This window comes from Herbaspirillum sp. SJZ099 (assembly GCF_007828355.1).
Classification (GTDB): domain Bacteria; phylum Pseudomonadota; class Gammaproteobacteria; order Burkholderiales; family Burkholderiaceae_D; genus Herbaspirillum.
In genome coordinates this window covers 127,814-154,340 of the sequence record NZ_VIUO01000004.1, presented here as the reverse complement: position 1 = coordinate 154,340, position 26,527 = coordinate 127,814, and the positions used below count along the sequence as shown (strand labels likewise).

The window sequence follows — 26,527 nt, the reverse complement described above, 5'->3', positions numbered from 1 at the left end:
GCTCCTGAAGCCTCAGCGCGCCGCCGGCACTTCCATCATGCTCTTCAACAGGTCGAGCACATGGGTAAAGTCGCCCGCGACGTAATGCGAGAAGGTGGACCAGTACAGCAACATGATCAGCAAGCCGGCCAGGCTCTTGACCGGCGCCGATGCGAACGACACCTGCAAGTTCGACGCGAATACGCCGACGATGGCAAAACCGAACTCGATCAGCACCAGCGGGATCAGCACCGGCGCGCCGTAGACCACGATATACCAGAGCAATTCGCCGAAGCGCTTGATGAGAATGTCGAAGTGGCCCGGCTCGAACGGCGGCAGCAGCGAAAAGGCCGGCCAGATCGCATAGCTCTCGATGAGTATGCGGGCCATCGCCACGAACATCCCCGCCTGCACCATCACCAGCACCACCGCCTGCAGCAGCATGGCGCCGATGGCGCTGGCGTCACGGTCGACCGAGGCATTATTGGCCTGGATCTGGATCGGCGAGCGCTGGCTGTCGAAAATGGAGCCGATCGACTGCACCACCCATAGCGGGATCGCCATGATGACGCCGAACATCAGCCCGATGATGGCTTCCTTGAAGATGATCACGCCGGAGGTCAGCATGTCGGGCGCATTGGCCTGCACGAAATAAAAGGTCGGCAGCGCTGCCGGCAGCGCAATGGCCATGGCGGCGGTGTTCTTGGCCATGCCGGTCAGCACGTTCAGGCCGAAACCGGGCAGGATCACCAGGCACACCAGCACCCGCGGCGTGATCAGCGCCATCGTCACCAGCACCGCCTGGATATCGAGTAATAGCGAGGCAGGCATCGGATCAGCGCCCGATGTCCGGCACCATCGTGAAGGCCAGGTCGGCCAGGCGCAGCAATTCGACGCCAATCCAGCGCCCCATGCCGGCCAGCGTGACGGCCACCGCGACCAGCTTGACCACATACGGCAGGGTCTGGTCCTGGATCTGGGTGACGGCCTGGATCAGCGACACGCCCAGCCCGCACAGCGTGGCAATGAGCAACGGCGGCGCGGACATCATGATGCATATCCACAGGCCCTGCTGGAAATAATTGATGGTATCGGCCATGGCCGTCTCCTCGGTTTGGACTGGATCAAAGTGCGCCCATTGCGGCGCAGGCAGGTCAGACGTAGGACATCGCCAGCGCGTTAAGCAACTTGGCCCAGCCGCCCACCAGCGTAAACAACAGCAGCTTGAGTGGAATCGTGATGGTCTGCGGGCTCACCTGCTGCATGCCCAGCGCCATCAGTAAATTGGAAATGAGCAGGTCGATCACCACGAACGGAATGTAGATCAGGAACCCGATCTCGTAACCGGTCTGCAGTTCGGACACCACGAAGGCCGGAATCAGGATCAACGCATCGGTGGGCTGGGCATCGCGCGCGGCTTCCTTGGGCCACAACTTCTTGGCCGACGCCAGGAACATCTCGCGCTGCTCGGCGTGGCTCATCTTGAGCATGAACTTGCGCAACGGCTCGAACGAATCCTGGGCGCGCTGCAGGATCGGGGTAGTGCGCGAGGCGGCCGGGTTGGTGGTGTCGATGAGCATGGCGCGCTTGCCGACTTCCTGCACCGTGGGCGCCATGATGAACACCGACAGTGCCAGCGAAATTCCGTAGATCGCCAGCGTCGGCGGCACCTGCTGCACGCCGATGGCATTGCGCAGCACCAGCAGCACCAGCGAAATCTTGAGGAAGGATGTCGTCGTTACCACCATCAACGGCACCAGCGCCATGAGCGCCAGCAGCACCGAGAACGAAACGACATCGAACTGCCCGCTCAGCACGCCGGGCCCCAGCGGGTAATGCGCACGCCCAGCCGACCATCTACCGACACCACTTCGCCGCGGCCGACCTCGGCGCCCGAACTGGTGATGGCGATCGACTGCGCCGACGCATCGTGCAGCGTCAGCACAGTCTGCTCGCCGAGCGTGCGCAACTGGTCCAGCGACAGCTTGAGGCGGCCCAGTTCGAAGCGCAGCGTCAGGCAGATCTCGCCCGGCGCTACGGTTTCACCGTCCGCGGCCAGGCGCTCGTCGCCTGCCACCGGGTCTTCATGCCCGTTGCCGTAGGCGACGTCTTCGGGCTCCCGGGCCGGGGCTGGCGCGTCGGCCTCGTATTCATCCGGGTCGATGCCGTCGATGGCCGTATCCGGATCTGCTTCATAGTTCAAGGCGTTCTCCTCTGATAATAGTTGCAGGCGTTGATGGTCCGTGTAGCGCACGCGCCAATGACGCGCGGCCAACAACAGACGCCCGTTTCCTTCGATATCGAATAGCGGGTTGTCCGGCAGGATCAGATCGCCCATGCGCAGCGCGTCGAAGGCCGACCGCGCAAGGCGGTGGCTGGCCAGCGGCACCACGCTGGAAAACCCCAGCGACAACCAGCGCGCGGCCGGCATGCGCAACGGTTCGGCGTCGGCCAGCAGGGTCTGCCAAAACGCTGTGCTGGCCCAGGCGGTGGTTTCGATCGCATGCTCGCCATCGCGCAGGCGCAACTGGAGCGGCACCATGCCGGGCGCGTCGGACTGGCCAGCCGTCGGCAGGTCGATTGCCTGCAGCGCCGCCAGCGGCGTGTGCTGCAAGCGCCCGGCCAGCGCCCCAGCCAGCCAGTGCGGCCACTTGCCGTCGGCGTCGCGCGCAGATGCCGGATCGATGCCGGTCAGGCCGGCCAGCAGCCGCTCGCCTTGGCACAGCAGCAAGGGGCCCTGCGCCAGCACCAGGCGCAGGCCCGGTTGCAGCCCGGCAACCGGGGGCGCCGGCAGCACCAGCAGTTCCAAGGCGGGGTCGGGCAGCGCAATGCGACGCCCGCGGCCCAACTGACGGCTCAGGTCTGCTTGCCCGGCGTCGATGCTTGGCGCGAGTTCGAGCAGGTCGTAATGTCCGGCACGGGATGAAGTGGATGCGGTCGAGAGATCGGACATGAAAGCCTGTTGGGGTCGCTGGATGGTCGCGCCAGGCCCCGGATGAACAGTCAGGCCGAAGTCGCGATACCCCCGCGACGGTAGCCTGCCCCTCTACAGCACCGTAAGCCTGACTTGTGTCTCCATACGTCGTTCCAGGGCATTTTCCAGTTCCATTTTTTTCTTTTTTATTTGACCGCGCAGCCGCTCGGTAGACGGCATCAGCAGGAACGAGGTAGTACGCTGGCCGAGGTCGACGGCCACGCCGAGCCTGGCGCCGCCCGGCAGCAGGAGCTCGAAGATACCGTCGTCGGCGCCGGTGGGCAGCAAGCCGGCCAGCAGATGGCAATCGAGTTCGTCGGCGGCCAGCTCGGCCATGCCGGCGCCGCCAGCGCCGGCCAGTGCATCATCGCCGCCGCGGCCGGGTTGCCGTTGTCCACCGCTGTCGCCGCTGCCATTACCGCCACCGCCGCCCTGCCCGCCTTGTCCTTCGTAAGGGAGGACGGTGGCCTGATCGGCCTGTTCCTGTGCGCGTTCGGCGCTGGCCTGGCGCGCATCGCGCTCGGCCTGCTGGCGCGTGATCGTGCGCACATTGGCTACGGCGGCCTGCTGCTGGCGTCTTGGCTGCGGCTGGGGCTGTGGCGTGCGCGGCGCCGGCCGCGCCTCATTGGCATCGTTGCGCGTCAAGGGCAGCCGGGGCGGCAACTTCAGTTGGCGCGGTTTGGGCGGCGGCGCCTCGCCCGGCTTCTCGCCCAGCAGTTGCGACACCGGGAAGATGGACATGTCAGGCCTCCGCGTTCTGGGCCAATGCCAGCGCCTTCATTTCATCGCGCAGCACGGTCAGTTTCTCTTGCTGTTTATTGGCCCCCTGGACCCGGTCGCGCGCGGCGAAGAAGGCAGTGCCGGCCTGGCGGCAGGTGCGCGCCAGCGCCAGGCATGCCAGCCGCATTTCGCCGGCTTCCAGCTTCATCCGCTCATACACCGACTTGGCCCGCTTGAAGTCGGCATTGGTGAGGCCCATGCTGAAGAAGGCAGTACGCGCGCTCATCCACTCGGATTGGGCGCGCGACTGCAACTGGCGCCAGTCCTGCTTCTTGCCGGACAATTGCTGGCGTATCTCGCGCCACGCCTGGCGCGCTTCGTTGCGTTCCCGCTCCAGGCGCGACAGGCGCTGCTTGTGCACGTGCAGCAACTGGTCCAGCCGCCGATCCGGCTTCTTCATCTCGGCCACATCGATCACCTCGCGCTTGCCAGCCCGCGCGCCGAAGCCGGCGCCGATTCTCATCGGGCCATCTCCATCAGGGTATCGAGGGTTTCCTGGAAGTCGGAGCTGCCGCTGGTGTCCTGGCGCAGGAAGCTCAGTTGTTCGGGGCGCAATTCCATCGCGCGGTCGGCCACCGGATCAGCGCCGGACTTGTACTCGCCGAGGCGGATCAAGAGTTCCATCTCCTGGTAGCGCGCCATCAACTCACGAAATTGCGAAGCGGCCTTGCGATGCTCGCGCGAGGTGACATTGCTCATCACCCGGCTGATGCTGGCCAGCACGTCGATGGCCGGATAATGGCCCTGCTCGGCCAACTTGCGCGTCAGCAGGATATGCCCGTCCAGCAGCGACTTTGCTTCGTCGCCGATCGGATCCGATGCCGACTCGCCGTCGACCAGCACCGTGTACATGGCCGTGATCGAGCCCTGCGGCGTGCTGCCGGCGCGTTCGATGAGCCGCGGCAGCATCGTGTAGACCGATGGCGTAAAGCCGCCGCGCGCCGGCGGTTCGCCTGCCGCCAGCCCGATCTCGCGCTGGGCCCGGGCAAACCGGGTCAGCGAGTCGACCAGCAGCAGCACCTTCATGCCGCGATCGCGGAAACCCTCGGCAATGGCGGTGGCGGTGAAGGCGGCACGCGAACGTTCCATCGAGGTGCGGTCGGAGGTGGCGCAGACCACCACCGTCTTGCGAATCAGCTCTTCATCGAGCTCGTGGTCCAGGAATTCGTTGAGCTCCCGGCCGCGCTCGCCGATCAGGCCGAACACGATGGCCTCGGCCTGGCAACCGCGCGCAATGGCCGCCATCAATGTGGTCTTGCCGCAACCGGGGCCGGCAAACACGCCGATGCGCTGTCCGGTGCCCATGGTCAACAAGCCGTCGATGGCTCGCACGCCAGTGGCCAGCGGGGTCGAAATACGGGGCCGGCTGGTCGCCGCGGGAGCGTCGCGGATCACCGGCGACATCGCACGCCAGGTCGATACGTTGTCGCGCGCCGCCGGCGCCTGGAACATCCAACGGCCAAAGCCGTCCAGCACGCAACCGAACAGATGGTCGCCCACCTCGATCGAATGCGAACGCCGCAGCGGTTCGATCACGGTACGGGTCGACACCCCTTCCAGCGGGCTCAAGGCCGACAGGATGGAGGCCTTGTCGGTAAAGCCGACTACCTCGGCCAGCATGGTCTTCTCGGGCTGCTCGGGATTGAACAGGTTGCACAGCTCGCCGATCTGCACCGGCGGCATATGCGCTTCGATCAGGGTGCCCAGCACCTGGGCCACCCGGCCCTGGCTGGAAAATCCCGGGCGCCGGGGCAGCCCCGACTGCCATTCGGGGATCCGCGCGCGCACGTCGTCGAGCCGTGCGCGCACGTCGTCCTGGAACACGCGAGGGTCCATCACCATGACACGTTCAAGGCATGCTTGCCGGTGAACTTGAGCTGGTTGCCGGCCACGGCGGCGAGCCGCATGCCGCGATATTCGTCGCCCACGTAGAGGCGCCGCCCGTCGTCGGTGACGATGCTGGGGTCGTTGCCGGTAATCACCTGGATGATGCGAAACGGCAGCATCGATTCCGGCGAGCCGATCTTGACGTTGATCGGGAAATCGATCACATAGGTCTTCGAGAATGTCGTCAGCATGCGTTGCAGGCGGTCGGCGTCGTCTTCACTGAGGGCGCCGCGAATGGTCCATTCGCGGCGATCGACCTCGAACATGACACGATGGAGCAGATCGACCTCTGCCAGCCGCTTGCGCAGCGCCGCCTCCAGTTCGTCTTGCGGCAACTTGCGCGGCAACGACGCCAGGCGCTTGATCTCGGCTTCGTTGGCGCGCGCCTCGGCGGTCAGCTCCTTGGGATGGCTGGTCAGGCCGTAGGCGGCCGCGCCGGTCAGCGCAGTGGCAATGAAAAACGGCAGCAGCACCATCTTGTAGCCGCGCGAGCGGCGACTAGCCGGCTCGCTGCCATGCGCCGGCATGGCCTGTGCCAGCGGCTGGGGCGCGGTGTCTTGCGGCGCCGGTTCGACACGCTCGCCCTCTGCGGCAAAGTCCGGGTGCTCGGGATGGCCGTTAGCACCAGCAGCGGCAGCAGCGGCACCGTCGGCAGCCTCCGCAGGCTCGTCCGGCGCCTCGTCGGAAGCCGCTTCCTCGCTATCGGTGGGCTCCGGCGGCGGGTCGCTCCAGGGCGCGTCCTCCTCGACCACGGTGATCCAGATATGATCGACGCGGGCCAGTGTGCCCAACGCCAGTTGCACCACCTCGGTGGGCCGGTTCGACTCGGCGCGACGAATGCGGCCATCCAGCGCCGACAGCGTCCAGCCGCCATCGGCCAGCACCAGGCTGGCATGACGGCCGACGATGCCGGGGTCGGCCAGCACCACATCGGCGTCTTCATCCGCGCCCAGCAGGCGGGCGCTGCCATCCAGCAGGGGCAGCGTGGCGCCCCGGTGATAGCCATTGAGAATACGCAGTTCTTGCATGATCTTGCTCCATCAGACATTCAACCGCGTGGGCGGCGACCGCCGGCCACGCTCTGCTATCTGAGTGCCCGGCGGCTGGGCGACGGTTCCACCGCTTACTTGAAGGCGCTCTTGAGCAAGGCCATGAAGAAATTGTCGGTGGTGTGACGTGTGGCCGGGTTACGTGGATCCCAGTCGGGATTGTCCATATTGGCCAACGCGCCCATCACCATCGCTTCGGCCAGCTCGCGGCGCTTGCGCGCGGCCTCCTCGCGTTGCTGACCCGCAGCCCGCAACGAGATCGCTGTCACTTCCTGCTCGGGACGGCTCTTGAGCAGCGCCGGGGTGCGTTTTTCCTTTTCGGCCAGCGTCTGCGTGACCTCGTCCATCATCGCATTGACAAACGAGAAGCATTTGTCGCGCAGTAGGTCGAGATCGCGCGCGAGATGCTTGTCGCGGGCGGCGCGTTCGATGATCGCCATCGCATCTTCATGCGACATCGGTGCGATGGGCTCTTGAACGTGCGATTGTTTAGCAGCCAGGCTCATGTGTTAGCTCCGTTTTCACCACGATTGAGTACTTAGATCCGCGCCAGTAAAGCGATATGTGACCGGGATCTGGTCGGATTCATGCCGCGCTGCGGCGATCAGGAACGACGCGTAGTCGGCGACGAACCGGACGTTCCCGCACGCCTCTGCTCTTCAGTTTCATCTTGCACTGTCGCTTGCCGATTCGGTCGGTTCTCCGCCGTGGGCGACGGCGTGCTGTTGCGCCGGTTCTCATATTGCATCGAGGGCTCGAACCCAGCCGACTCCTCGAACAGCGGTTCGCCATTGGGCGCCAATTCCGGTTCGTAGGCGTTGCCGCCATGGCCGTGTTCATGGCGCAAGTTTGGCCTGGGTGCCGTGCCGATGTTATTGTTTATCTGGTCACGCGTCCTTTGCTGGAACTGACTGTCGTTCATCACCAGTTCATAGATCTGGTGACCGAAGTTTTCGTCGGAAGGATCGAGCATGGCAACGTAGTCCCTGAGATGCGACGGAATCGAACTAGGCACGACCGGCGGGGGGCCGTTCATGTTGTTACGCAGATACTCTTGCTGGTCCAGCTGGTACGTTCTGAGTTCCTGGTGGATGTGGTCGCTGTCCATCCGGTCGAAGATGCGTTGCAGGCCCGACATGATTCCGTGCTGGAACATGTGCAGCATCGGTTCCATCTGCGTACCGATATTCTCGCCGGAGAACCTCGCCCCCACGCGCTGATGCCCATGCGTTGCGTGCGGCGGGACATGCGCCGGGTCTTGCCGCGGCGGTGCGCCGTACACACTCTCGACCGCCCTAAAAAAGTTGTTGTAGCTGGGACCAATACTGAACACACTCCTGGCCAGGCCTGCAGCCAGGCGCATCGGATTGACCCCCGACGTTTCGTTTCGCAGGCCTTGCCCCGCGCGCTCCCAGGAGGGCGGCCGCCGCTGTGTACCGGCATGGTGGCCGTTGGGTGGCGTCGGTGCGCCCGTCGGATCGATATTCGTATTGATTCTGTTATTTCCACCTAGTGAAAATCCGTTTGGAAATGGCATGTCGTTCCTTTTGCGCGTCGGTGCCGGCGCATGCGCCAGGCGCGCCCCGCGCGCATATCAATCGGGTTGGTGATAAGGTCTTCGGCTTGGGACCGAAGCAGGCGAACGTTCGTCACCTGGTTTCTCTTATGTATGTTCGGGACCTGTGCGCCGGTTCCGCGACAACCGGAAATATTGGTCTCACACCTCAATCATCCCCACCGGCTTGACCTTGGCATGCTGGGTCAGCTCCGAGAACGCGAACACCGGCACCGGGAAGAACTCTTCCTCGATCAGCTTGCGCACCGAACGGCGGATATCGGCCGCCGTCACCAGCACCGGCGGCACGATCGGCGTGCTGACATTGGTCGACAGGTCGTTCAGTCGGTCCAGGATCATCTGCTCCAGTTCGGAATCGATGTCGAGGTAGCTGCCCTGGCTGGTCTGGCGCATGGCGTTGCGCAGCTGGTCTTCCAGCTCGGGCGACAACAGGATCACTTCGATCAGGCCGTCGCGCGAGGCCTCGAAGCACAACTGGCGCTTGAAGGCCAGCCGCACATAGTCGGCGATGACGTCGGGATCGCGCTCCTTGGGCGCCCAGTCGAGCGTGGTCTCCAGCAACAGCCGTGCATTGCGCAGCGACACGCCTTCCCGCGTCAGGCGCTGCACCACCTCGGTCAGGCGCGGCAAGGTCACGGTCTTGACCACTTCCTTGCCCAGTTCCGGATAACGCCTTTCGGCCCAGCGGGTAAAGCGGATCACTTCGTTCACGCCGACGAACATCTGGCAGTTGCGCAACATCTCGACCTCGATGTCGGAGGCGAACACCTTTTCCCAGGGTTCGGCCAGCAGGCCGGACTCGGCCAGCTGTTCGGGACTGTCCGCCTTGACCCACACGCGGCGCCGGCGGGAACCGGGGATGTTGCGCTCGAACGCCTGGAAGCCAAGCTCCTGGACCCGTTCCAGCGATTCGCGGGTGGCGCTCCAGCCAAGCATGATCTCGGCATCCACCAGCGGCACTTCGGACATCATGAAAAACACGCGTCCTTCCGGCACCGCGGCGGTGAATTCGAAATCGATAGGCTTCAGGTCGGGGATCCCGCGCCGTTCCAGCATGGCATTGCGCATCAGCCGCACCGCCGTGCGGATCACCTCGGCCTCGGCCCGGGTGCGCATCGACTCGTGCATGCGCAAGATGAACGGCGTCACGGCGGCGAAGCTGGTCAGGTCGACGATACCGGCGTTCTTGCGCTCGGATTCTTCCGATTCGCGCGCCATCTCGGCATCGGCGATCGGTTTGAGAATGCCGACCACGCCGGCCACGCAAAGTCCGACCGCCAGCGACACGAAGATCGCCGTGGGCATGCCGGGGATCAGGCCGAACAGCAGCATGATGCCTGCCGCCGTCAGCAGCGCCTTGGGTTCGCCGAACAATTCACCGGCGATGTCGCTGCCGATGTTGGTTTCCCCCTCCTGATTGTCGTCGCCGACCCGGGTGGTGATGATACCGGCGCCCAGCGAGATCAGCAGCGCGGGGATCTGCGCGATCAGCGCGTCGCCGATCGACAGGATCGAATAGACCTGCATCGCCTGGCCGGCATCCATACCGCGCTGGATGATACCGATCGAAATGCCGCCGATCAGGTTGATGGCAACGATGCAGATGCCGGCGATGGCGTCGCCCTTGACGAACTTCATGGCGCCATCCATGGCGCCATGCAGCTGGCTTTCCTGGCCCAGGTGGGCACGCTTGGCCTTGGCTTCCTCTGGCGTGAGGATGCCGGCGCGCAGGTCGCTGTCGATCGACATCTGCTTGCCGGGCATCGCGTCCAGCGAAAATCGCGCCGATACTTCAGACACGCGCTCCGACCCTTTGGTGATCACGATGAATTGCACCACTGTCAGGATCAGGAAGATCACCAGGCCCACCACCAGGTTGCCGCCCACCACGAAATTGCCGAAAGTCTCGACGATGTGACCGGCATCGGCTTCAAGCAGGATCAGGCGGGTGGTCGATACCGAAATGGCCAGGCGAAACAGCGTGGTCAGCAACAGCACGGCCGGAAACGTGGAGAAGGCCGTCGGGCCCGGCATGTACATGGCCACCACCACGATCAGGCCCGAAGCACACAGGCTGAACGCGATCAGGATATCGAGCAGCCAGATCGGCATCGGCAGCACCAGCATGAAGACGATGCCGATCACCAGGCCTGCCGCCATCAGCTCGGCGCGCTTGCCGAGCTGGATGGCGATCTTGTTGAGCAGCATGACGACGCTCATGGCTTTCATTGCAGTCCCCCTGCCAGGTCGCCCTGGATGCGATTGTGTTGTTGATATTGCAGCCGGCGCAGCACCAGGTCGACCCAGGCCGCGTTGTCGGGAGTGCGCATGGCGCGCAGGCGTCGCTGATCGACCGGCTCCAGCACTTCGGCCGCCGCGAGGTCGTGCATCAGGCGCAGCTTTTCATGTTCCGGCCACAGCTGCAGGCAGCCGGCTGCCAGTTCGAAGGCCTCTTCGTACTGATAGGCATTGAGGTGTCCCCACACCAGTCCGAGCGCGGTCAGCAGCTCCGGCTGCATGCCGTCAGCGGGTCTTTTCCGGCGCATCCTGCCCCTCTCCTTCGACGATCGTCGATTCTGCTTCGCTGCGCTTCATCTGCAACCAGCGCAGTCGCATCTGGACTGCCTTCTCGACCTGGCGCAGCGCCGCCATCATCGGTCGCCGCGGCTCGCCCTCGGCCAGGCTCAGCGCATGTTCGACCATCATCCGTTGCAGGCCGCGCATGGACGGCACCGGGTCGCCGCGCCAGACCGGATTGTCAGAGGTCAGCGCCGGCCCCAGAAATTCCTTGAGCATCTGCTGCAGCGGATCGACAGGCAACTCCAGCGCCGGCAGCGAAACCGCTTCTTCCTCCTGCGACAGCAGCGGGCGCGCCTTGAGCAGCGGCGTGAGCCCGCTGGCGCTATGTATCTCGGCCAGTTCGCCGGGGTCGATCGGCTGCGGGCTGCCGACCCCGGAGGAGTTGATGCGCGCGTTCAATTGAGCAGCTCCAGCGCCGCTTCAAGCTGGCGGTCGAGTTCGTCGCCACCGTCTTCTTCTTCCGAGCTCAGGCGCCTGATCACATACATGCCGCCATCATTGAACAGCGCCGGCAACCAGCCGCCGAATGTTTCCAGCTCGGCGCCGCGCCGGCGCAACAGGTCTTCCGGCCGCATCGGCGCCTCGGCGCTGACGCCCATCGCAATCAGCATGCTGGCATCGAGCGGATAGGCGAACACGTGGATCCCGTTGTCGAGATGGCTCATGGCGACGGCACGCTGGATGCGCGCCTCGCCGATCAATTTCATGACCAGTTCTTTCATCATTACCCGCCTTTTCTGATTTCACACCCCGTGTCATCGCCGCCCGCCCCGTCAACCCGGCCGCGCCATCGATTTGCTCCGTGCCCGTGCCGCATTGTTGTTCTCGCTGCGATACTGGGCATCGAGCTCGACGCGCCACGCGTCCTCGCGCAACTCTTCCTGGGTCGGAAAATTGGACATCCCGGCCTGCAGCACCGTGATCTGCCGGCTCAATTCATCGAGCAGCTCACGCCGGGCGTTGAGCTTGTCCTGCGCCCAGATCGTCAACGGCAACTCGGCGATCGCGTCGCGCACCAGCCGGTAGGCGCGCGCCCGCGTATTCTTGTCGATGCCGGAGATATCGACGATCTGCGCCATCAGTTGCGGCACCTTGCCCTTCCCCCAGCCTGCCTCCGCCGCCGTCAGCAGGATCACGGTCAGGCCCACGGCATCCACCTTGATTTGCATTTCTCACCTTTTCAGAAGAAGACCGCCCAAAGGCGTGCGGCGGCGCGCATCGTCCCTGTGTCAGTGCTTCAGCTCCGAGAGATTCACCAGCAGCCGCCTGGCCACGCCCCAGGTCGAGCGCAATTGCATGAAACATTTACTGTCCGAGATAGCCAGCGCATAGGCGCCCCGATTGCGTACCGGATTCTTTCGCAGGTTTTCCTGGTTCAGCGTGGAGCCGACCATCTGGCTGCAAATCACGTCGGCCATCTCGATGAAGCAATCGGGCGCGTTGCGTTGCAGCGCGCGCGCCATGACCGCCACCGACAGCTCGGTTTCGATTTCGCTGTCGCGCGGGGCTCCGACGATGATCCGCATCTCGCGCCGCAAGGCTCGCGGAGGTTCGAGGCTGGGGTCGCCGGTCTCGGCCACCTCCATCACTTTCTTGAATTCGCTCCTGATCTCGCCCATGCGGCTGCGCACCAGCGAACTCAGGATCTGCGATACCGAGTTCTTGACCTTGCCGGCCTTGAATCGATCGGCAGCTTGCAGATCCGGTTTCTGCTGCTTCGCTTCGAGCTCGATCCTGGCGCGCAGCATGGTGCCAACCGCGTCCAGCACGCTGGGCTGCGCCGCCATCCGCCTCTCGACTTCTTCCCGCGTTTCGCGATCTTTTTCACGCGACTGCCCCAACTGGCGCTCGAGCAGCGCGGTCGGGTTGAACATGGCCGGGGCATGACGGGCCACCGTCTCGACCGGCGAATCCAGCAGCGACCACTCTTCCTCGCCCTCTTTCTTTTCGCTTTTATCCTTGCTTCCGCGCCGCGCGGATTGCTGTTCGCGTTGCTGTTGGCGCGGGTTCGCCGGAACCACGAAGTGCCTCAGCGTCTTCTTGCTGAAGCTCAGGTTGCGCCAGCCTGCAGACGAGTCGACCGACTCCATCGGCACGACTTCGGTATTGCCCAGCGTGCCCGGCGCCTGTCGTAGCTGATGCTGCTTCTGGGTCAGTATGCGCGACGGCGTCAGTCCCGTCTGGCCGGGCTGGCCAGTCTGCGGCTGCGGTTGCGGCTGCGATATCGAGGGATTGAAGGATTTGAATGTCGCCATGATGCCCTTGGGTGGTGCCGTCGCGGTGAGCGGTTCCATCGAGGCAGTTGGCCGGTTTGGGGCACCGATCCGGTTCCATGCGCAATCACGTAATTCCTCAACATTCTTCAAAGTCTCACGAATGTTCAAAGATTGCATGTGCCCGTCCGGCGCGCTGCTATCTTCCGTCCCATGCCAGACGAGCGATGCGAAAAAAGCGCGGCGCTCACCCCACCAGACACCGTATTTCGTTCAAGGAGAACGCTATGCAAGCAACAGTTGAATTCGAAGCGATGGAGCTCGACGTACATCGTTTCGCCCTCGGGGCTGCCGCGCAGGAATCGCGTGAAGGCAGCAATGAAGACGAGCCCCAGGCCACACCGCAAGACCGGCACGCGACGACGCAGCATGTTCAGGCCGATGCCGGCCAGGAGCAGCAGGAAGGCGCCGACGACGCGGCGCCGGTGGTGCAGATCGATATCCTGGCGCTCTATACCAAACACCGCACCCACCTGCTGCGATTCGTGCAGCGCTATGTCGGCAACTTCGAAGATGCAGAGGATGTCGTGCAGAACACGTTCATCGAAGCGGTCAAGTGCGCGCATCGATTCTCAGGCCTGTCCAAGCCATCGACCTGGTTATTTGGCATTGCGCTGAACCTGGCGCGCAACCAGGTCCGCCGCAACAGCGCCGATCGTTATGAAATGGTCGATGAAAACTTCATGGAGCAACTGATCGACGCCAGCGCCGATCCCGCCAAACTGTACGAACTGCGCCAGATCGCGCAGAAGGTCGATGACCTGCTCGGTGAATTGCCGCCGCATATCCGCAATACCTTCGAAGCCGTGCTGGATGGCGACGCCACCTACGAAGAAGCCGCGCAGCAGCTGAATATCCCCATCGGCACCGTACGTTCACGCGTGTCGCGAGTGCGCGCAGCAGTACGCAACGAATATGGCAATACGGCGACGGCCGAACAGAGCCCCGCACGCACAAGCACCCGCAGTACCCAGAATTCGCAACGCCGCTGATGATGCCGATCGCGCGGCCTAGGGGCGGCGCGGCGGCTGAGGCCGGATCTCGTCCAGACATTGCGCGGCGAGATCGGCAGTCACCAGTATTTCGTCCATGACTGCGCGCTCGTCGGTGAGCGTATGCAACGCAATCTTGCGCACCAGGACGTACCGGCCCTCGTCGGCATGCCACAGGAAGTCGCAGGTCCCTGGCGCGGTCTGGCTCAACGCCGCCGGCGCCGACATCGAAGCGATGACCGGCGCGTCGCACGGCGGCAAGGTGGCCGTGACCGACAGGTAAAGGTCGATCCCGGCAGGCTCCACCGAGGTGCGCGTGAGGATCTCGCCGATCTCCAGTTCCAGCACCGGGCGCGCAGCCCGCTCCTGCCCGCAGTACTGCATCAGGTCGAGCAGCAGTTGCCTGACTTCCTGCCCAGAAATATCGTCTTGTTGTTCTTGCAAGATCGTTACCCTATCCGAATGACTTGTCTGCCGATGCGGCGCACCTGCGTGATGGGGCCATTCTAACAACGAAAACGGCCCTTTCAGGCCGTCTTCCCGGTGGGCGGTGTATATCAGGCTGCTTGCCACGGTTTCACTCCGGTTGAGACGCCACATGCGGCGCCATATTCAGGTTTTTCCATACGTGCAATCGCTGCTCGCTGATCGCTTGCGCCAGCGCCAGCAATTCGGTGTGGATTTCTTCGCGCGCCGACAGCGGTACGCCGCCGCGATGAATGTGCGTGCCTTGACGGTGAATGGCCAGCGCCATCGGCGCCACCCACTGTTCCGGCTGCGGCATCGATTGCGATAACTGGTCGAAGGCTACCCGCTGCAGCAGGCCCGACGGCACGCCATTGCCCAGCAGCGGCGACGCCAGCGCCTGGTAACGGTCGGATTCGCCGGAATGCGAGGCGATCAGGCGGTTCAGCCGTTCGGCAGCGCCGCGCGGCTGTCCGGCAGCCGACAAGAAGAACGGCGCTGCCTGGCGCGATGCCGACAACAGCATCGCCATCGCCGCCACTTCGCGCAAGCCACGTCCATGCTGGCGCAGCGCCGGCAGCGCTGCCAGCTCGGCAAATGAATGCGGGCGTTTGCGCAGCGCTTCGATCATCGGCATGTAGGTGTCCTGATCGGCATGGATGTTGCCGATGGCCAGGGGCAGCTCCAGTGTGATGCGCGAGGATGCTTCGGTCAGCGCGATGCCGCAACGTTCCAGCCAGCCGTCACGCTCACGCGGCGTCAGCCGGCGGGCGCCACGCACGAAGATGTCTTCGCGGAAGCTGCTGTTGCAGATCTGGTCCCACACCAGTTCGCGCAGACCGGCATTGGGCTGCTGGGCCAGCAGGTCCTGCTGCGCGCGCGTCAGGTAGAGCGACGGAAAACCATAGGCCAGTTCGGCCGAACCGACGTAGTCCATCTTGGCCTGCGCCATATCCTGGATCACATCGATGGAAAACAGCGCATCCCAGCCCTGGTTCAGGTATTCGTGCGCCAGGTAGCCCGGATCGTCGGTGTCCAGCGCCTGCAATCGGCGTTGCAAGCCATTGAACTTGCCATTGGCAAATGCCGCGGCGCCGCCATCGACCAGCGAGTGCACGAGCGCATTGCCCTGGCTCAGCTGGGCCTGGCGGCCGTAGATGTCGTTGCGGCCGAATTCGCGCAGCATGCGCTGTAGCGACAGTGCCGAACTCCATCCAGGCAAGGCGTTGTAGTTGAGGTAGACGATGCCGCCCGGTTTCAGGTGGCGGCGCAGGAACTCGACGATGAAGCCGCGGTTCTTGCGGTCTACCCAGCTGTAGACGCCATACATCGTGACGAAGTCGAATTGGGGCAGCGCGATCTCGCCCTTGGCCATCGCTTCGAAGCTGCACTCCAGGACCGTCAGGTTATCCAGCCCGGCCGCCGCCGCCATGTCCTGGGCGGTGCGTACCTGGGTTGGGAGGAAGTCGACCGCATAAAAGCGGCCCTGCGGATTGGCCGCGGCCAACACGTTGGAGGTCAGGCCCTGTCCGCATCCCAGTTCCATGTAAGTGAACTCGCCGTCCAGCGGCACCGGCTCGATGCCTTGCGCCAGGCAGGCAAAACTCAGATGCACCGGGCTTTGTTCGGGGAAGAAACCCACCGGATAATCGATGCCGTGCACGTAACCGTTACTCCACTCCATTTTGTTCTCCGGTTGTATTCGTCAAAAGTCGCCGCCAACGGCCTCGCCGCAGGCCAGGGTCACTTGCGCGGCATGCGCCGGATGCGGTGCCAGTGAAAGTGTTCGTCCAGGTCAGCCCCGGTTTCGCTGGCCGTCAGCGCACGTCGCAACGGCGAGTCGACGCCGAAAGGATCGCTAAGGGAAAAGTCATTGCCAAATGGGAGATCGTCTTTCATCGCATTCATCCTTTTGTCAAAAATTGCCGATTTCCTGGACCCGTTGCATGTATGCCTCTTTATGCCGCATACGGCCCCATGAATTGGTGGTATGCCGGGGAAAAGCCCTTCAGCAGGGTCACCATCACCCGTTCCTTGTCGCGCAAAGCGCGCTTGGTGTCGCTGCCCATCGTCGCCGCCGGGGCGCTCGATACGGATTGGGCCTGCTTTTGCGCCGGTGTCGTCGCGGCACCGGGAATCCTGGTCCGGTGCGCAAGCTGTGCTTGCATCGGATTGTCCGCTGGCACTTCTTGATGGATCGCATCGATGGCATTGTCGCCATGCGTCATCGATTGCAGTGGCGGCACTTCTGCGGCAGCCATCGGGGGCGCGCGCAACATGTCTGCGTGGCTGCGGGCGCTCCTGCTTCCGGACGACTGCAGCGACTTGTAAAGCTTGTTACCGATCGTGCCTATGTATCTCGGATTCAACACCACGAGCGTCGATGGCTTTCGGGGCTGATCGTTGACCGGTGATTCGGCTGGCGCATCTGTATTGGCAGGCGAATACCGGGCGTCCATATAGGCGCCGTATTGTTTGAAAAAATTGGCGTTGGACCGGGCGTTTGATGCGTACGTCACCGTTGCCAACGTGGGTCGGATTGCGCTGATCATTGTGCTTCTCTCATGCTGCGCGACCCGGCTCACCGGGCCGCGCTACTCTAGCCGTGCCGCCGTCAGGCAGACACGGTGCCGTCCTCGACGGCATCTTGGGCGTCGGTCGTGCTCAACTGGCCGTCATGCTTGCCGGTATGGGCCGATTCGATCTTCTTGAACAGCTCGGCATCGTTGGCCATGTAGGCCTGGGCGGCTGCCTGGACTTCAGGCGTGACCTGCTTGGTGTTGCCGTCCTTGTCGGTGAAGTAGCCGGTCTGGGCCATCTGCAGCATCTGCTGCGACGACAGCAGATCGATCTTGTTGTCCTTCTGGTACTGCTCGATCGTGTTCACCGCACTGGAATCGGTTGGCAGGTTATTGCCTTGTCCATTGCCATTACCGAAGCCATAACCGTTGCCCTGGCCATTGCCGTAACCATTGCCCTGGCCGTTGCCGTAACCATTGCCATTACCGGTGCCCAGCGTGCCATCCTTGCGCGCCTCGTCCGGATCGCCCTGGCCCAGTTGGCCATCATGCTTGCCGTCGGTGGCTGCTTCGATCTTCTTGAACAGCTCGCCGCCATTGGCCATGTAGGCCTGTGCAGCGGCCTGCACTTCAGGCGGCACCTGCTTGGTGTTGCCATCTTTGTCGGTGATATAGCCGGTCTGCGCCATCTGCTGCATCTGCTCGACCGACAGCAGGCCGATGTTGTTGTCCTTCTGGTACTTCTGGATGGTATCGACGGCGCTGGAATCGGATGGCAGGTTGTTACCCTGGCCAAACTGCGACGGATCGAAATTGAAACTGTTGCCCTGCCCGAACTGGAAGGGCGAACCATTGCCGTAACCGTTGCCCTGGCCGTTGCCATACCCATTGCCATTGCCGTAGCCTTCGGCGATGGTGCCGTCCTTGACCGCTTCGGTGAAGTCGACCTGGCTCAGCTTGCCATCGTGCTTGCCGTTGAGCGCCGACTCCAGTTTCTTGAACAACTCGCCGCCGTTATCCATGAACGCCTGGGCCGCCGCCTGCACTTCGGGCGGCACTTGCTTGGTATTGCCGTCCTTGTCGGTGAAATAACCGGTCTGCGCCATCTGCTGCATCTGCTCCGACGACAGCAGGTCGATGTTGTTATCTTTCTGGAACTGGTTGATGGTCTTGGCCGCGTCGTAGTCGTCCGGCTGGTCCTTGGTGACGTGGCCGTTCATCAGCGCCTGCAGGATGAAATCCATCGGCAGGCCCGGCTGATACTGGCCCGAGCCCTGGCCGGGAACATTGGACAGGCTGCCATCCTGGAGCGCGTCGCTGTAGTCGACCTGGCTCAGCAGGCCATCGTGCTTGCCGTTGTGGGCCGACTCCAGCTTCTTGAACAATTCGCCGCCGTTGTCCATCATCTTCACGGCGGCCAGTTGCACCTCGGGCGGAACCTGCTTGGTGTTGCCGTCCTTATCGGTGAAATAGCCGGTCTCGGCCATTTGCTGGACCTGTTTCGACGACAGCAGGTCGATGTTGTTATCTTTCTGGAACTGGTTGATGGTCTTGGCGGCGCCCGATTCCGACGGCAGCCCACTACTACCATTTCCATTCGCGCGTGCCTGCCCCATCAGTTCGCGCAGGATGTTCTTGAGGACATCCGGGATGTTCAGGTTGTCCAGGAAAGCACTATCCTGCTGTTGCGACGAATTGCTGAAGAGGTGGATATCGCAATACTCCTGCGAGTTTCCATTACTTGGCCTGTAGTTACCGGGGTTGCCGGTAGGGCCATCGGTCACGTAGGTCTGGGTGGTGGTAATGGTGACTGTTGTCGACATACTGATCTCCAAAAATTGAGGGCTCGAACTACAATGGCGCCGCGCTACCGCGCGTTACCTGCGGACCTCGCCGTTGCCTGTCGACGACGTGCGAAAAACCAGGGATAGCGGACTCGTTTCTTGAGTGACAGGGCGAGTTCGTTAGTTCCGGCCTACCTACGGCGCGCGTACCGGCGCGCCCGATGTCGCCGGCGAGCCGACATCCGGCTCCCTTGGCGATCGGTATGCAGCCATGACAAGCGCCCGGCGTTCCCCAGTGGGGAAAGCCGGGCGCGGCATGGGCATCGCACCTCAGATCGCGGCCTGCGCCGTCTCTTCAGCCTTCTTCATGAATTTGGCAAAGACGTTGACGTTGTCCACGTCGGTCGCGGCTTCGTTGGTGGCGCGCACCGTGCTGGCTGCGTCCGATGCGGCACGGCGGATCTGGCCGCGTGTGTTCACGGATGAGTCGAATGAATTCTGCATGATGTCCTCATGAACAAAACCAGACACATGGGATGCGCCGCATCCAGTGCCTTATTGCTGATCGTTGATGTTCTTCGCCATGGTGCTGAACACCTTGAGCTTGGCCAACGAAGTCGCTTGCTGGGATACCCACAGCTGGAATTCCATGGCCTGCTCCGAGCCCGCCTGGGCACTTTGCACCGACGAATTGACCGCGCCTTGACGCAGCGTGGGATTGCCCGATGTTTGGGCGCCGTTCATCTGACTTTGAAATGTGGCCATGACCAGAAATCTCCTGCAAGGAAAAAAATAAACGAGGGCGGCCTCTGGCGAGGCTAGCGAAAGCGGATCAACTGCAATCCGTCTGCGCCGCCCTCAAAAAGCAACTCTTTAGATGAGCTGCAACGCGTAGTCGCGACCCTTCTTATCAAACTTCGCATAAGCATTGGCCGCATCGACCATGCCACTCATTTCATTAGTCGCCAAAACGTCGCCAGTCGCCTTCAACGCACCGGCGCCAGAAGCTGCGGTCTGCATACTCATAGAAACCTCCAATAAGATAAGAAAATTAACAAATACCGCGCTGCACCTTCACCAGGGCGGTCCACCTTATGTGGAACCGACCCGAATGACAGTTCCACCCTGTTTTCAACAAATGCGGCGGCTTTTCTTGCAGTCCCGCCGTATGGGGATTTTCCGGATTGCAGTTTCGAATTGCCGGATGGCGGAACTTTGTGTCCGGCCACTGTCACCCACGATGGCAGTCCCCGGCTTTCCCCTAACATTTTTCTCGTAAGGATTTAGCATGAGCATGAATATCAGTTTCAATGGCGGTCCATCCGGCGTTCCGACCAATAACGACACGCCTTCGCAAAGTCAGATCGACGGTTTCAAAAAGGGCTTGGAAGGCAAGTCGAACGAAGACCTGATGAAAGGCCTGCTGGATCCGAAGACTCCCCAATGGCAGAAAGACGCCATCCTGCAGGAGATGCTCAACAAGGGCGCCAAGTCGGACGAAGCGTCGGGCGCCGGTCCGGAAGCCGGCGACGAACGGGAAAAACTGCTCAAGAAACTGATGGATGGCACCATCTCCGACGAAGAGCTCAAGAAACTGGCCGGCCTGATGGGCATGAAGCCGGAAGACCTGAAGGCCATCCAGGGTGCATTGCAAGGCCAAAGCGTTGGCCAACAGGACGCCGACATCAGCGGCGGTTGATATCGTGGATCGGGCCAGCCGCCGGCAGGCGGCGCCCGCTGCATGCGCGATGACATGCCCCGCCTGGCGCGGGGCATGTGCATTTGAGGCCGGAAAAACGGCAGAAAAACGGCAAGAAAAAGCGCACACCTGACCAGGTGCGGCGCGACATGGCAGCTAGCGTTCGATGAAGTGATCCGCGCCCCAGCGCTTGGCCATGGCGGAAAAGAATTGCAGCAGTTCTAGGGTAGACCGCGCCTGCTCGTCGTCCTGCAGCGGAAACCGGCACATCAAGGTGATGCGATCGTTCGACGCGTCATGTGAAAACACTGGCGCGCATACGCCGAACAGGCGGCTCTGGGTGTGCAGCAGGCGCAGCAATATCGACTCGCGCGAGGCCACCGGCAATACGCCGAAGACGCAATGCATGATGACGCTGTCCGGCGCCAGCAGACCGCCGTGGAACAGGTGGAATTCGATGCCGTCGATGCTCAGATGCGCGGCCTGTGTCATCCCTGGTGCGGCATCGATACCGAGCGTGACATACAGCCGCTCTACCAAGGCCCGATAGCGTTCTATCGACATACCCCTTCTTTCTTCTTATTGATCTGGCATAAGGAGCGCCGCAATGGGCGCCAGGCGCGCGTTGCGCATTCAGCCTGCGCAAAAAAAATCCCGCCCCGGCGCGCACCGAGACGGGAATACCTCACGACATCATTGGATATCGGTGTTTTCCTTCTTTTTTTCACCACCACCTAAGACAGCCTCACCAGCTTTCATAGCGAGGTCCACGCCAGGAAGCATCTTCAGCAAAGGCAGAGCAGGCAACATAATGATTCTCCTAAAAGGGTGATTGGGACCTATCTGTCGTAACGCAATGAATGTTAGTTCCGCAAACGCCGATGATCGATGATGCAATCGGGCGCCCGCCAATTGCCCTTCGTGTCTGCCCACGCAGGCGGCGGACATGGCCTCTGTGCATGCGCGCGGCGGCGCCGGCAGATCGCACAGCAGGCCGACACTGTGCGCGCCTGGTGGAGCGACTGTGGGGCTTTATCGGGCCTTTACAGGGGCCGACGCTCGTTCGGTCGACGTCGACAGGAATGGCCGGCGGCATCCACCATGGCGTCGACGCGAAGACCCGGCCCGGACGTGGCCGGACATGCGACTGGCGCCCACAGGATGGCATCGAAGGTGAAGCGGACGAGAGACAGTACCGGGGATGCGACGTGACGCGGCGCAGACGTGGCGGTAAGGGAAACGATGCGATACCGGGCAATGCCACACCCGATCAGGGAATGGCATGCCGCTCAAACGGAAGGGGATGACAGCAGTACGGATAGCAGGTTGCCGCCCTCTTCGGCGTAGGACACCGGATTTGCCGGATCCCAGCCAATTTCATTGAAGTTATGGATGCCCGCCACGGCGAGATACTGCGCCATCAGGCGGCGTTCGTCATGATTGCTGCCGGAGCCGGCGAGATTGCGCCGCGAAGCCGCCATCAGGTCTCGCACCTCCATCGCGGCGCCCATTCTCAGGTTACCGGACACGGCGCTGGAAACGCCGACCGGCACCCACTGCTGCGCGTCGTTGAGCAGGGCCGTGAAACCCTGTTCTGCCTCGCTGCGCAGACGCTCGAAATCGTCAGCGAAGCGAGGATCGCCGATCATTCCGGCCAATACCTCCGGTCGCATCAGCGCCTCGTCCGGCCCGGGTTCAGGCAGCGCCGCCAACGGCGCCGCGGGCACCGCGGCCAGGTCGCCCGCCTCATCCTCCCCGGCCTCCAGGAGGGGGCGCTTCATGGAAGAAAACAGCTCCTCCAGCATCGCAGCCATGTTGTCCGGTAGCTCACCGGACACGTCATTATCTTGCATGATTTACCTTATCGTGTGCGCATCGCGGCCTGAGACGCCACTGCGCCGATACGACCGCAACGCATGGTTGGCCTCAGGAAGCGCGCCCTCCGGCCGCAGGCGGCCGGCGTACCAGCTCCTGTGAGAACGATGGCGGGGGCTCGATCTGCTTGGGTTTTGTCTGCTGTGCGGGCACATCGTCATCGATCTCCTCGATCACGGCGGGCCTCGCTTCCTGTCTCTTGATGACGGCGCTTTCACCGTGTTGTCCGTTGGTCCCGGCTCGCCCCGGCGTCGGCATGATATTGCCGTCGGCATCGGTATACAAAGTCCTGGGCACCGGTTGGCCGCCTGCGGCCGGATAAAGAAATGCCTGGTGTTGCCTAATCCCGCCCTCAAGCGGCTTTCCGGCATCCATGGCGAGCATATGGCCATTGGAATTCCTGATCCAATCCCAGGTCTTCTGCTGGGCGGGCTCCCATGTCTTGCACCGCTGGAAGCCACGTTTGTCGGGACCTGACCATTCGGTCTGCGTGACCCTGTGGCTCTCACCCGCCACCTGAATCGCGTGCCACCGTTGCTGCCCCACCATGGCGCTGATGCTACTGGTATTGCCACTGAAGATCTCGCGCGACAGCGAGTGCACGCCAGGCGGGAACAACGTCTTGCGAAATTCCTTTTTCTGTTCGTCGCGTGCGCTGTTGATATGCGACAGACCGTGCTCTCTCACATAATTTTCCGCCTGCTCGCACAATTTCTTGAAAGATGGGTTATTCCGCATCAAATCCATCATTCTCCGGACCCTCGGCATCACGTTCTGCATGGCAGCGCTCATCCTGGGATTACCGGAAAGCGCCTTCGCCGCGCTGGCAGGATTGACATTGCGAAACACCGCAGAATGCCGCGAGATTTGACTGGAAACACTCTTGGCCAGTGGCGCCAGCGCGCTCGATATCGCACTGCCGGCAGCCCTGACGGTCATTGGATTGACAATTGCCACGATGACTTCCTTTGAAATGGGTGGAGACCGCAACGAAATGCTGGGAACGCCTTTCTGTCGTCAGCCGGGGCGATCCGGTTCCATCAGCGGCGGCAGCGCCATGACTGGCTGCCGGCCATAGTGCTGATCCAGCATCAGCTCGACCAGCCGTCGCGCGCATGCCCGGGGCGATTGCAACTGTCCGGATCGATGCAATTGGTCGAATTCGCCGCGCAGCGGAAAGGCAGCGCCGTCGGCATGGCGCAGCTGGCTTTGCATGTCGGTATCGATCACGCCGGGGCTGACACTGGCCACGCGCAATCCGGGGCGAGGCCCTCGGCTCTCCTGCCACAACGCGCGCGCATGCTGGTCGAGCGCCGCCTTCGAGGCGCAATACACGCTCAGGGCGGCATATGCATCGGTGCCCACGCCACTGGAGATGTGCATGATCCGGCGCTCGTGCGCGGCCAGCGCGAGCACCCGTTCGGCCAGCATCAGCGGCGCCTGGACGTTGAGCGCCAGCGCCTGTGCCACCTGGCGCGCGCCGAGCGTTCCCGCATAACCCAACGGCCCGGCGCAGGCGGCATTGTTGATCAGCAACACGGGCTGCGCGGCGTCGGCGAATTCGGCCAGCAACGGCGTTTGCAATACGGCCGCAAGCGCGCCGGTATCGCTCAGGTCGATGCTGATCTGGCGCAGCCTGGCCCCGCATTGCGCCGACGCGGCGGCGCCGCGCGCCAATCCCAGCACATCCACGCCGCGTGCCAGCAGTTCATGCGCCAGCGCCTGGCCAAGGCCACGACTGTGACCGGTGATGATTGCCTTCAATGCCGCTCCTGTTCCAACGTTGCCATGTTCGGGAACCCGGCCCTGCCGACGTTCCACCTATCTGCTGTCAGTGCGGCGCCGCGCGCCGCGCATCGCCCATGTATCAGCTCTCGCCGACAGGACAATCATGAATCATTTCATCGGGCACGCATTGGCCCAAAAAGATTACCGTGAGATCCATACCACCCGCCATCTGCTGCCGTACGAAGACCATGCTCACATCGACCCCGCGCAAACGCGCGTGATGGTGCGCGGCCGGGGCCTGTATCTGTGGGACGATCGGGGTAACCGGTTCCTCGATGGCATGTCGGGCATGTGGTGCACCGCCGTCGGTTATGGCAACCGCGAACTGGCGCAGGCGGCCTCGACCCAGATCAAGGATCTTTCCTATTGCGGCCAGTTTTTCAATACCACCCATCCCGCCGTGGCGGAGCTGTCGGCGAAGCTGTTCGACCTGTTGCCGGGCACCTATAGCCGGGTGATGTACGCCAACTCGGGCTCCGAGGTCAACGAGACGATGATGCGCGTGGTGCGGCGCTACTGGCAGGTCGCCGGGCGGCCATCCAAGCGCATCTTCATCGGCCGCGAGAACGGCTATCACGGCTCGACGCTGGCCGGCTCCTCGCTTGGCGGCATGCCATCCATGCATGCCATGGATGGCGCGTTGCTGCCAGGATTCAGCCATATCGCCCAGCCCTACTGGTACGGCTATGACGGCTATCTCACCGAATACGAATTCGGCCAGGCCGCGGCGCACGAACTCGAGATACGCATCCTCGAACTGGGGGCCGAGAACGTTGCCGCCTTCGTCGCCGAGCCGTTCCAGGGCGCCGGCGGCATGATCTATCCGCCTTACAGCTACTGGCCCGAAATCCAGCGTATCTGCGACCAGTACGACGTGCTGTTATGTGCCGATGAAGTCGTCGGCGGCTTCGGTCGCACCGGAAAATGGTTTGCGCACGAGCACTTCCGCTTCGAACCCGACACCATCTCGCTGGCCAAGGGCTTGACCTCGGGCTACGTTCCGATGGGCGCCCTGGTGCTGTCACGGCGCATGGCCGAAGCCATGGCAGATCACGGCGGGGTCCTGGCCCACGGCTTCACCTACCAGGGTCATCCGGTTGCCGCAGCGGTGGCGCTGGCCAACCTGCGCCTGCTCGATGAAGGCGGGCTTGTGCGCCAGGTCGAACACGAAACCGGCCTTTATTTTCAGCACTGCCTGCGCGAGCAATTCGACGGCCACCCGTTGGTGGGCGAAATTCAGGGCAGCGGCATGATCGCGGCGTTGCAGCTCTCGCCCAACCCCGGCGACAAGGCCCGTTTCGTCAACGAAGCCGAAGTCGGCTTTTATTGTGCCCAGCAGGCACTGGAGCAAGGCCTGATCATCCGTGCGTCGGCCGCGCGCGTGATCATGGCGCCGGCCCTGATCGCCACCCGCGCCCAGCTGGAATGGATGGTCGACAAACTGGCCGTGGCGGTGGACGCCACCGCGCGCGCGGCCGGAGTGATGTAGCCTGGAACCCGACGTTGCCGCTGCGCTACTCATGTATACCGGCCGCACGGTATGGCCGCCATACATCAACCGCAAGCGGGGAGCGTCCATCATGTTAGATCCGACCTATTCCGACCATCGCGCCGAACCCCGCCTGTGGGGACTGGTAAAAGCCGCCGACGGCTGCCTGCCCGGCGAAGAGAGCCACAAGACGTTCTATATCCGCAACGGCGACCAGGCCGGAGTGCTGGCCTTTGCCTCGGCATTGGACGCCGAGATCTATCGCCAGCAATTGCTGGGGCTTGGCCTGCCGGGCTGGCAACGGGCTCCGCTGGAGAACATCGACCTGGACCGCATCATGTCCGGCCAACCGCAACAGCAACGCAAGTTGATGCTGGCGCTGGGGTTCTTCGCATCGGATACCAACGACCTTCTGCTCGACGATCAGCAGATGCTGATCACACCGTTGTTGCCGGTGCCGGTGCGCCTGGCACATACGCTGCATGGCCTATCGCAGCTGCACATCGAGCGTGAGGTGCTGGACTTCGTCGAACAGTGGTGGGATCGCGTGGGCGGCGAGCACTACAGCGGCCAGGTGCGGATAGCCGCCTGCTGGAGCGATCTGCAACTGGCGCAAAGCGCGCGCAATGCGCTGGCGTGCGCAGCCATGGAAAGTGTGCGGCGCTATCACGCGATGTGGAAGGAAACCGGCGGCGGCGACGAGTGCGCTGTATTTTCGCCGGATACCGGCGTCTGGCATTTTTCGACCTTGCACGGGCCGCGCCAGCGCGCGCTGCATTAAATCGATTTTCCGCCTTCCATCGAATCCGGCTCTGCGG

At 62.9% G+C, this 26,527-nt stretch carries 32 protein-coding genes; 4 read left to right on the top strand and 28 right to left on the bottom strand.

Annotated elements, in window-relative coordinates; genetic code table 11:
• Nucleotides 1-12: 12 nt before the first annotated feature.
• The 16 genes from FB597_RS10880 to FB597_RS10805 form a co-directional block, all read right to left on the bottom strand.
• Nucleotides 13-810 carry an EscT/YscT/HrcT family type III secretion system export apparatus protein gene (locus FB597_RS10880; protein WP_141911964.1) on the bottom strand — a complete coding sequence of 266 codons (798 nt, stop codon included), beginning with the start codon at nt 808-810 and terminating at the stop codon, nt 13-15.
• A gap of 4 nt (nt 811-814) precedes the next feature.
• Nucleotides 815-1,078, bottom strand: a complete 264-nt coding sequence (gene sctS, locus FB597_RS10875; RefSeq protein WP_141911961.1) for a type III secretion system export apparatus subunit SctS — start codon at nt 1,076-1,078, stop codon at nt 815-817.
• 55 nt (nt 1,079-1,133) lie between these two features.
• Entirely contained in the window at nt 1,134-1,796 is a 663-nt protein-coding gene (sctR, locus tag FB597_RS10870; protein WP_141911959.1) for a type III secretion system export apparatus subunit SctR, read from the bottom strand.
• The gene (locus FB597_RS10865; protein ID WP_144769540.1) at nt 1,790-2,932 is read right to left on the bottom strand and encodes a FliM/FliN family flagellar motor switch protein; all 1,143 of its coding nucleotides are present in this window, start codon (nt 2,930-2,932) and stop codon (nt 1,790-1,792) included. Before FB597_RS10865 ends, sctR begins: the two co-directional genes overlap by 7 nt.
• Nucleotides 2,933-3,025: 93 nt before the next feature.
• On the bottom strand, nt 3,026-3,694 hold the full coding sequence (locus tag FB597_RS10860) for a hypothetical protein (RefSeq protein ID WP_144769539.1): 669 nt from the start codon (nt 3,692-3,694) through the stop codon (nt 3,026-3,028).
• 1 nt (nt 3,695) lies between these two features.
• Nucleotides 3,696-4,196, bottom strand: a complete 501-nt coding sequence (locus FB597_RS10855; RefSeq protein ID WP_144769538.1) for a hypothetical protein — start codon at nt 4,194-4,196, stop codon at nt 3,696-3,698.
• Nucleotides 4,193-5,575, bottom strand: a complete 1,383-nt coding sequence (locus FB597_RS10850; RefSeq protein WP_255517143.1) for a FliI/YscN family ATPase — start codon at nt 5,573-5,575, stop codon at nt 4,193-4,195. Before FB597_RS10850 ends, FB597_RS10855 begins: the two co-directional genes overlap by 4 nt.
• The gene (locus FB597_RS10845; protein ID WP_144769537.1) at nt 5,569-6,648 is read right to left on the bottom strand and encodes an FHA domain-containing protein; all 1,080 of its coding nucleotides are present in this window, start codon (nt 6,646-6,648) and stop codon (nt 5,569-5,571) included. The genes FB597_RS10850 and FB597_RS10845 overlap by 7 nt, the downstream gene beginning before the upstream one ends.
• Before the next feature lie 95 nt (nt 6,649-6,743).
• On the bottom strand, nt 6,744-7,175 hold the full coding sequence (locus tag FB597_RS10840; protein WP_255463922.1) for a hypothetical protein: 432 nt from the start codon (nt 7,173-7,175) through the stop codon (nt 6,744-6,746).
• A gap of 98 nt (nt 7,176-7,273) precedes the next feature.
• The gene (locus FB597_RS10835; protein ID WP_144769536.1) at nt 7,274-8,206 is read right to left on the bottom strand and encodes a hypothetical protein; all 933 of its coding nucleotides are present in this window, start codon (nt 8,204-8,206) and stop codon (nt 7,274-7,276) included.
• A gap of 180 nt (nt 8,207-8,386) precedes the next feature.
• Entirely contained in the window at nt 8,387-10,465 is a 2,079-nt protein-coding gene (gene sctV, locus FB597_RS10830; RefSeq protein ID WP_255463923.1) for a type III secretion system export apparatus subunit SctV, read from the bottom strand.
• A 5-nt stretch (nt 10,466-10,470) separates the two neighbouring features.
• Entirely contained in the window at nt 10,471-10,791 is a 321-nt protein-coding gene (locus FB597_RS10825) for a hypothetical protein (protein WP_141911939.1), read from the bottom strand.
• Nucleotides 10,769-11,224 (bottom strand): hypothetical protein, encoded by a 456-nt coding sequence (locus FB597_RS10820; protein WP_221292299.1) that lies wholly within the window; start codon nt 11,222-11,224, stop codon nt 10,769-10,771. Before FB597_RS10820 ends, FB597_RS10825 begins: the two co-directional genes overlap by 23 nt.
• The gene (locus tag FB597_RS10815; RefSeq protein ID WP_255463924.1) at nt 11,221-11,550 is read right to left on the bottom strand and encodes a hypothetical protein; all 330 of its coding nucleotides are present in this window, start codon (nt 11,548-11,550) and stop codon (nt 11,221-11,223) included. The genes FB597_RS10820 and FB597_RS10815 overlap by 4 nt, the downstream gene beginning before the upstream one ends.
• Before the next feature lie 48 nt (nt 11,551-11,598).
• The gene (locus tag FB597_RS10810) at nt 11,599-11,994 is read right to left on the bottom strand and encodes a hypothetical protein (RefSeq protein ID WP_141911937.1); all 396 of its coding nucleotides are present in this window, start codon (nt 11,992-11,994) and stop codon (nt 11,599-11,601) included.
• 60 nt (nt 11,995-12,054) lie between these two features.
• Complete coding sequence (locus FB597_RS10805; protein WP_144769535.1) at nt 12,055-13,218, bottom strand: hypothetical protein; 1,164 nt, start codon at nt 13,216-13,218, stop codon at nt 12,055-12,057.
• Nucleotides 13,219-13,325: 107 nt separating this feature from the next.
• Here FB597_RS10805 and FB597_RS10800 point away from each other — a divergent pair, with 107 nt between their 5' ends.
• Nucleotides 13,326-14,090, top strand: a complete 765-nt coding sequence (locus FB597_RS10800; protein WP_255517142.1) for an RNA polymerase sigma factor — start codon at nt 13,326-13,328, stop codon at nt 14,088-14,090.
• Between the two features lie 18 nt (nt 14,091-14,108).
• On the opposite strand, the gene FB597_RS10795 is transcribed toward FB597_RS10800, so the two are convergent.
• The 8 genes from FB597_RS10795 to FB597_RS20250 form a co-directional block, all read right to left on the bottom strand.
• Nucleotides 14,109-14,534 (bottom strand): hypothetical protein, encoded by a 426-nt coding sequence (locus FB597_RS10795; protein WP_255463926.1) that lies wholly within the window; start codon nt 14,532-14,534, stop codon nt 14,109-14,111.
• A 133-nt stretch (nt 14,535-14,667) separates the two neighbouring features.
• A complete protein-coding gene (locus tag FB597_RS10790) occupies nt 14,668-16,239 on the bottom strand; it encodes a class I SAM-dependent methyltransferase (RefSeq protein WP_144769534.1) in 1,572 nt (523 codons plus the stop codon).
• A 59-nt stretch (nt 16,240-16,298) separates the two neighbouring features.
• Nucleotides 16,299-16,454, bottom strand: coding sequence for a hypothetical protein (locus FB597_RS20260; RefSeq protein WP_186442771.1), 156 nt, complete (start codon nt 16,452-16,454; stop codon nt 16,299-16,301).
• 59 nt (nt 16,455-16,513) lie between these two features.
• The gene (locus tag FB597_RS10785; protein WP_144769533.1) at nt 16,514-17,107 is read right to left on the bottom strand and encodes a hypothetical protein; all 594 of its coding nucleotides are present in this window, start codon (nt 17,105-17,107) and stop codon (nt 16,514-16,516) included.
• Nucleotides 17,108-17,169: 62 nt separating this feature from the next.
• A complete protein-coding gene (locus FB597_RS10780; protein ID WP_144769532.1) occupies nt 17,170-18,897 on the bottom strand; it encodes a hypothetical protein in 1,728 nt (575 codons plus the stop codon).
• A 291-nt stretch (nt 18,898-19,188) separates the two neighbouring features.
• On the bottom strand, nt 19,189-19,362 hold the full coding sequence (locus FB597_RS20255) for a hypothetical protein (protein WP_183405770.1): 174 nt from the start codon (nt 19,360-19,362) through the stop codon (nt 19,189-19,191).
• Between the two features lie 51 nt (nt 19,363-19,413).
• A complete protein-coding gene (locus tag FB597_RS10775) occupies nt 19,414-19,623 on the bottom strand; it encodes a hypothetical protein (RefSeq protein ID WP_141911928.1) in 210 nt (69 codons plus the stop codon).
• A gap of 108 nt (nt 19,624-19,731) precedes the next feature.
• A complete protein-coding gene (locus tag FB597_RS20250; RefSeq protein WP_183405771.1) occupies nt 19,732-19,884 on the bottom strand; it encodes a hypothetical protein in 153 nt (50 codons plus the stop codon).
• A 262-nt stretch (nt 19,885-20,146) separates the two neighbouring features.
• Here FB597_RS20250 and FB597_RS10770 point away from each other — a divergent pair, with 262 nt between their 5' ends.
• Nucleotides 20,147-20,557, top strand: coding sequence for a hypothetical protein (locus FB597_RS10770; protein ID WP_141911925.1), 411 nt, complete (start codon nt 20,147-20,149; stop codon nt 20,555-20,557).
• Between the two features lie 156 nt (nt 20,558-20,713).
• Here the strand turns inward: FB597_RS10770 and FB597_RS10765 are convergent, their stop codons facing one another.
• The 4 genes from FB597_RS10765 to FB597_RS10750 form a co-directional block, all read right to left on the bottom strand.
• Nucleotides 20,714-21,121, bottom strand: coding sequence for a type III secretion chaperone CesT (locus tag FB597_RS10765; protein ID WP_141911922.1), 408 nt, complete (start codon nt 21,119-21,121; stop codon nt 20,714-20,716).
• Between the two features lie 725 nt (nt 21,122-21,846).
• The gene (locus FB597_RS10760; RefSeq protein WP_141911919.1) at nt 21,847-22,410 is read right to left on the bottom strand and encodes a hypothetical protein; all 564 of its coding nucleotides are present in this window, start codon (nt 22,408-22,410) and stop codon (nt 21,847-21,849) included.
• Between the two features lie 73 nt (nt 22,411-22,483).
• A complete protein-coding gene (locus tag FB597_RS10755) occupies nt 22,484-23,389 on the bottom strand; it encodes a hypothetical protein (RefSeq protein ID WP_144769531.1) in 906 nt (301 codons plus the stop codon).
• Between the two features lie 60 nt (nt 23,390-23,449).
• On the bottom strand, nt 23,450-24,196 hold the full coding sequence (locus FB597_RS10750; RefSeq protein WP_144769530.1) for an SDR family NAD(P)-dependent oxidoreductase: 747 nt from the start codon (nt 24,194-24,196) through the stop codon (nt 23,450-23,452).
• A gap of 127 nt (nt 24,197-24,323) precedes the next feature.
• Here FB597_RS10750 and FB597_RS10745 point away from each other — a divergent pair, with 127 nt between their 5' ends.
• Nucleotides 24,324-25,709, top strand: a complete 1,386-nt coding sequence (locus tag FB597_RS10745; RefSeq protein ID WP_141911912.1) for an aminotransferase — start codon at nt 24,324-24,326, stop codon at nt 25,707-25,709.
• Between the two features lie 91 nt (nt 25,710-25,800).
• Complete coding sequence (locus tag FB597_RS10740; protein WP_144769529.1) at nt 25,801-26,490, top strand: hypothetical protein; 690 nt, start codon at nt 25,801-25,803, stop codon at nt 26,488-26,490.
• The last annotated feature ends 37 nt before the right edge of the window (nt 26,491-26,527 follow it).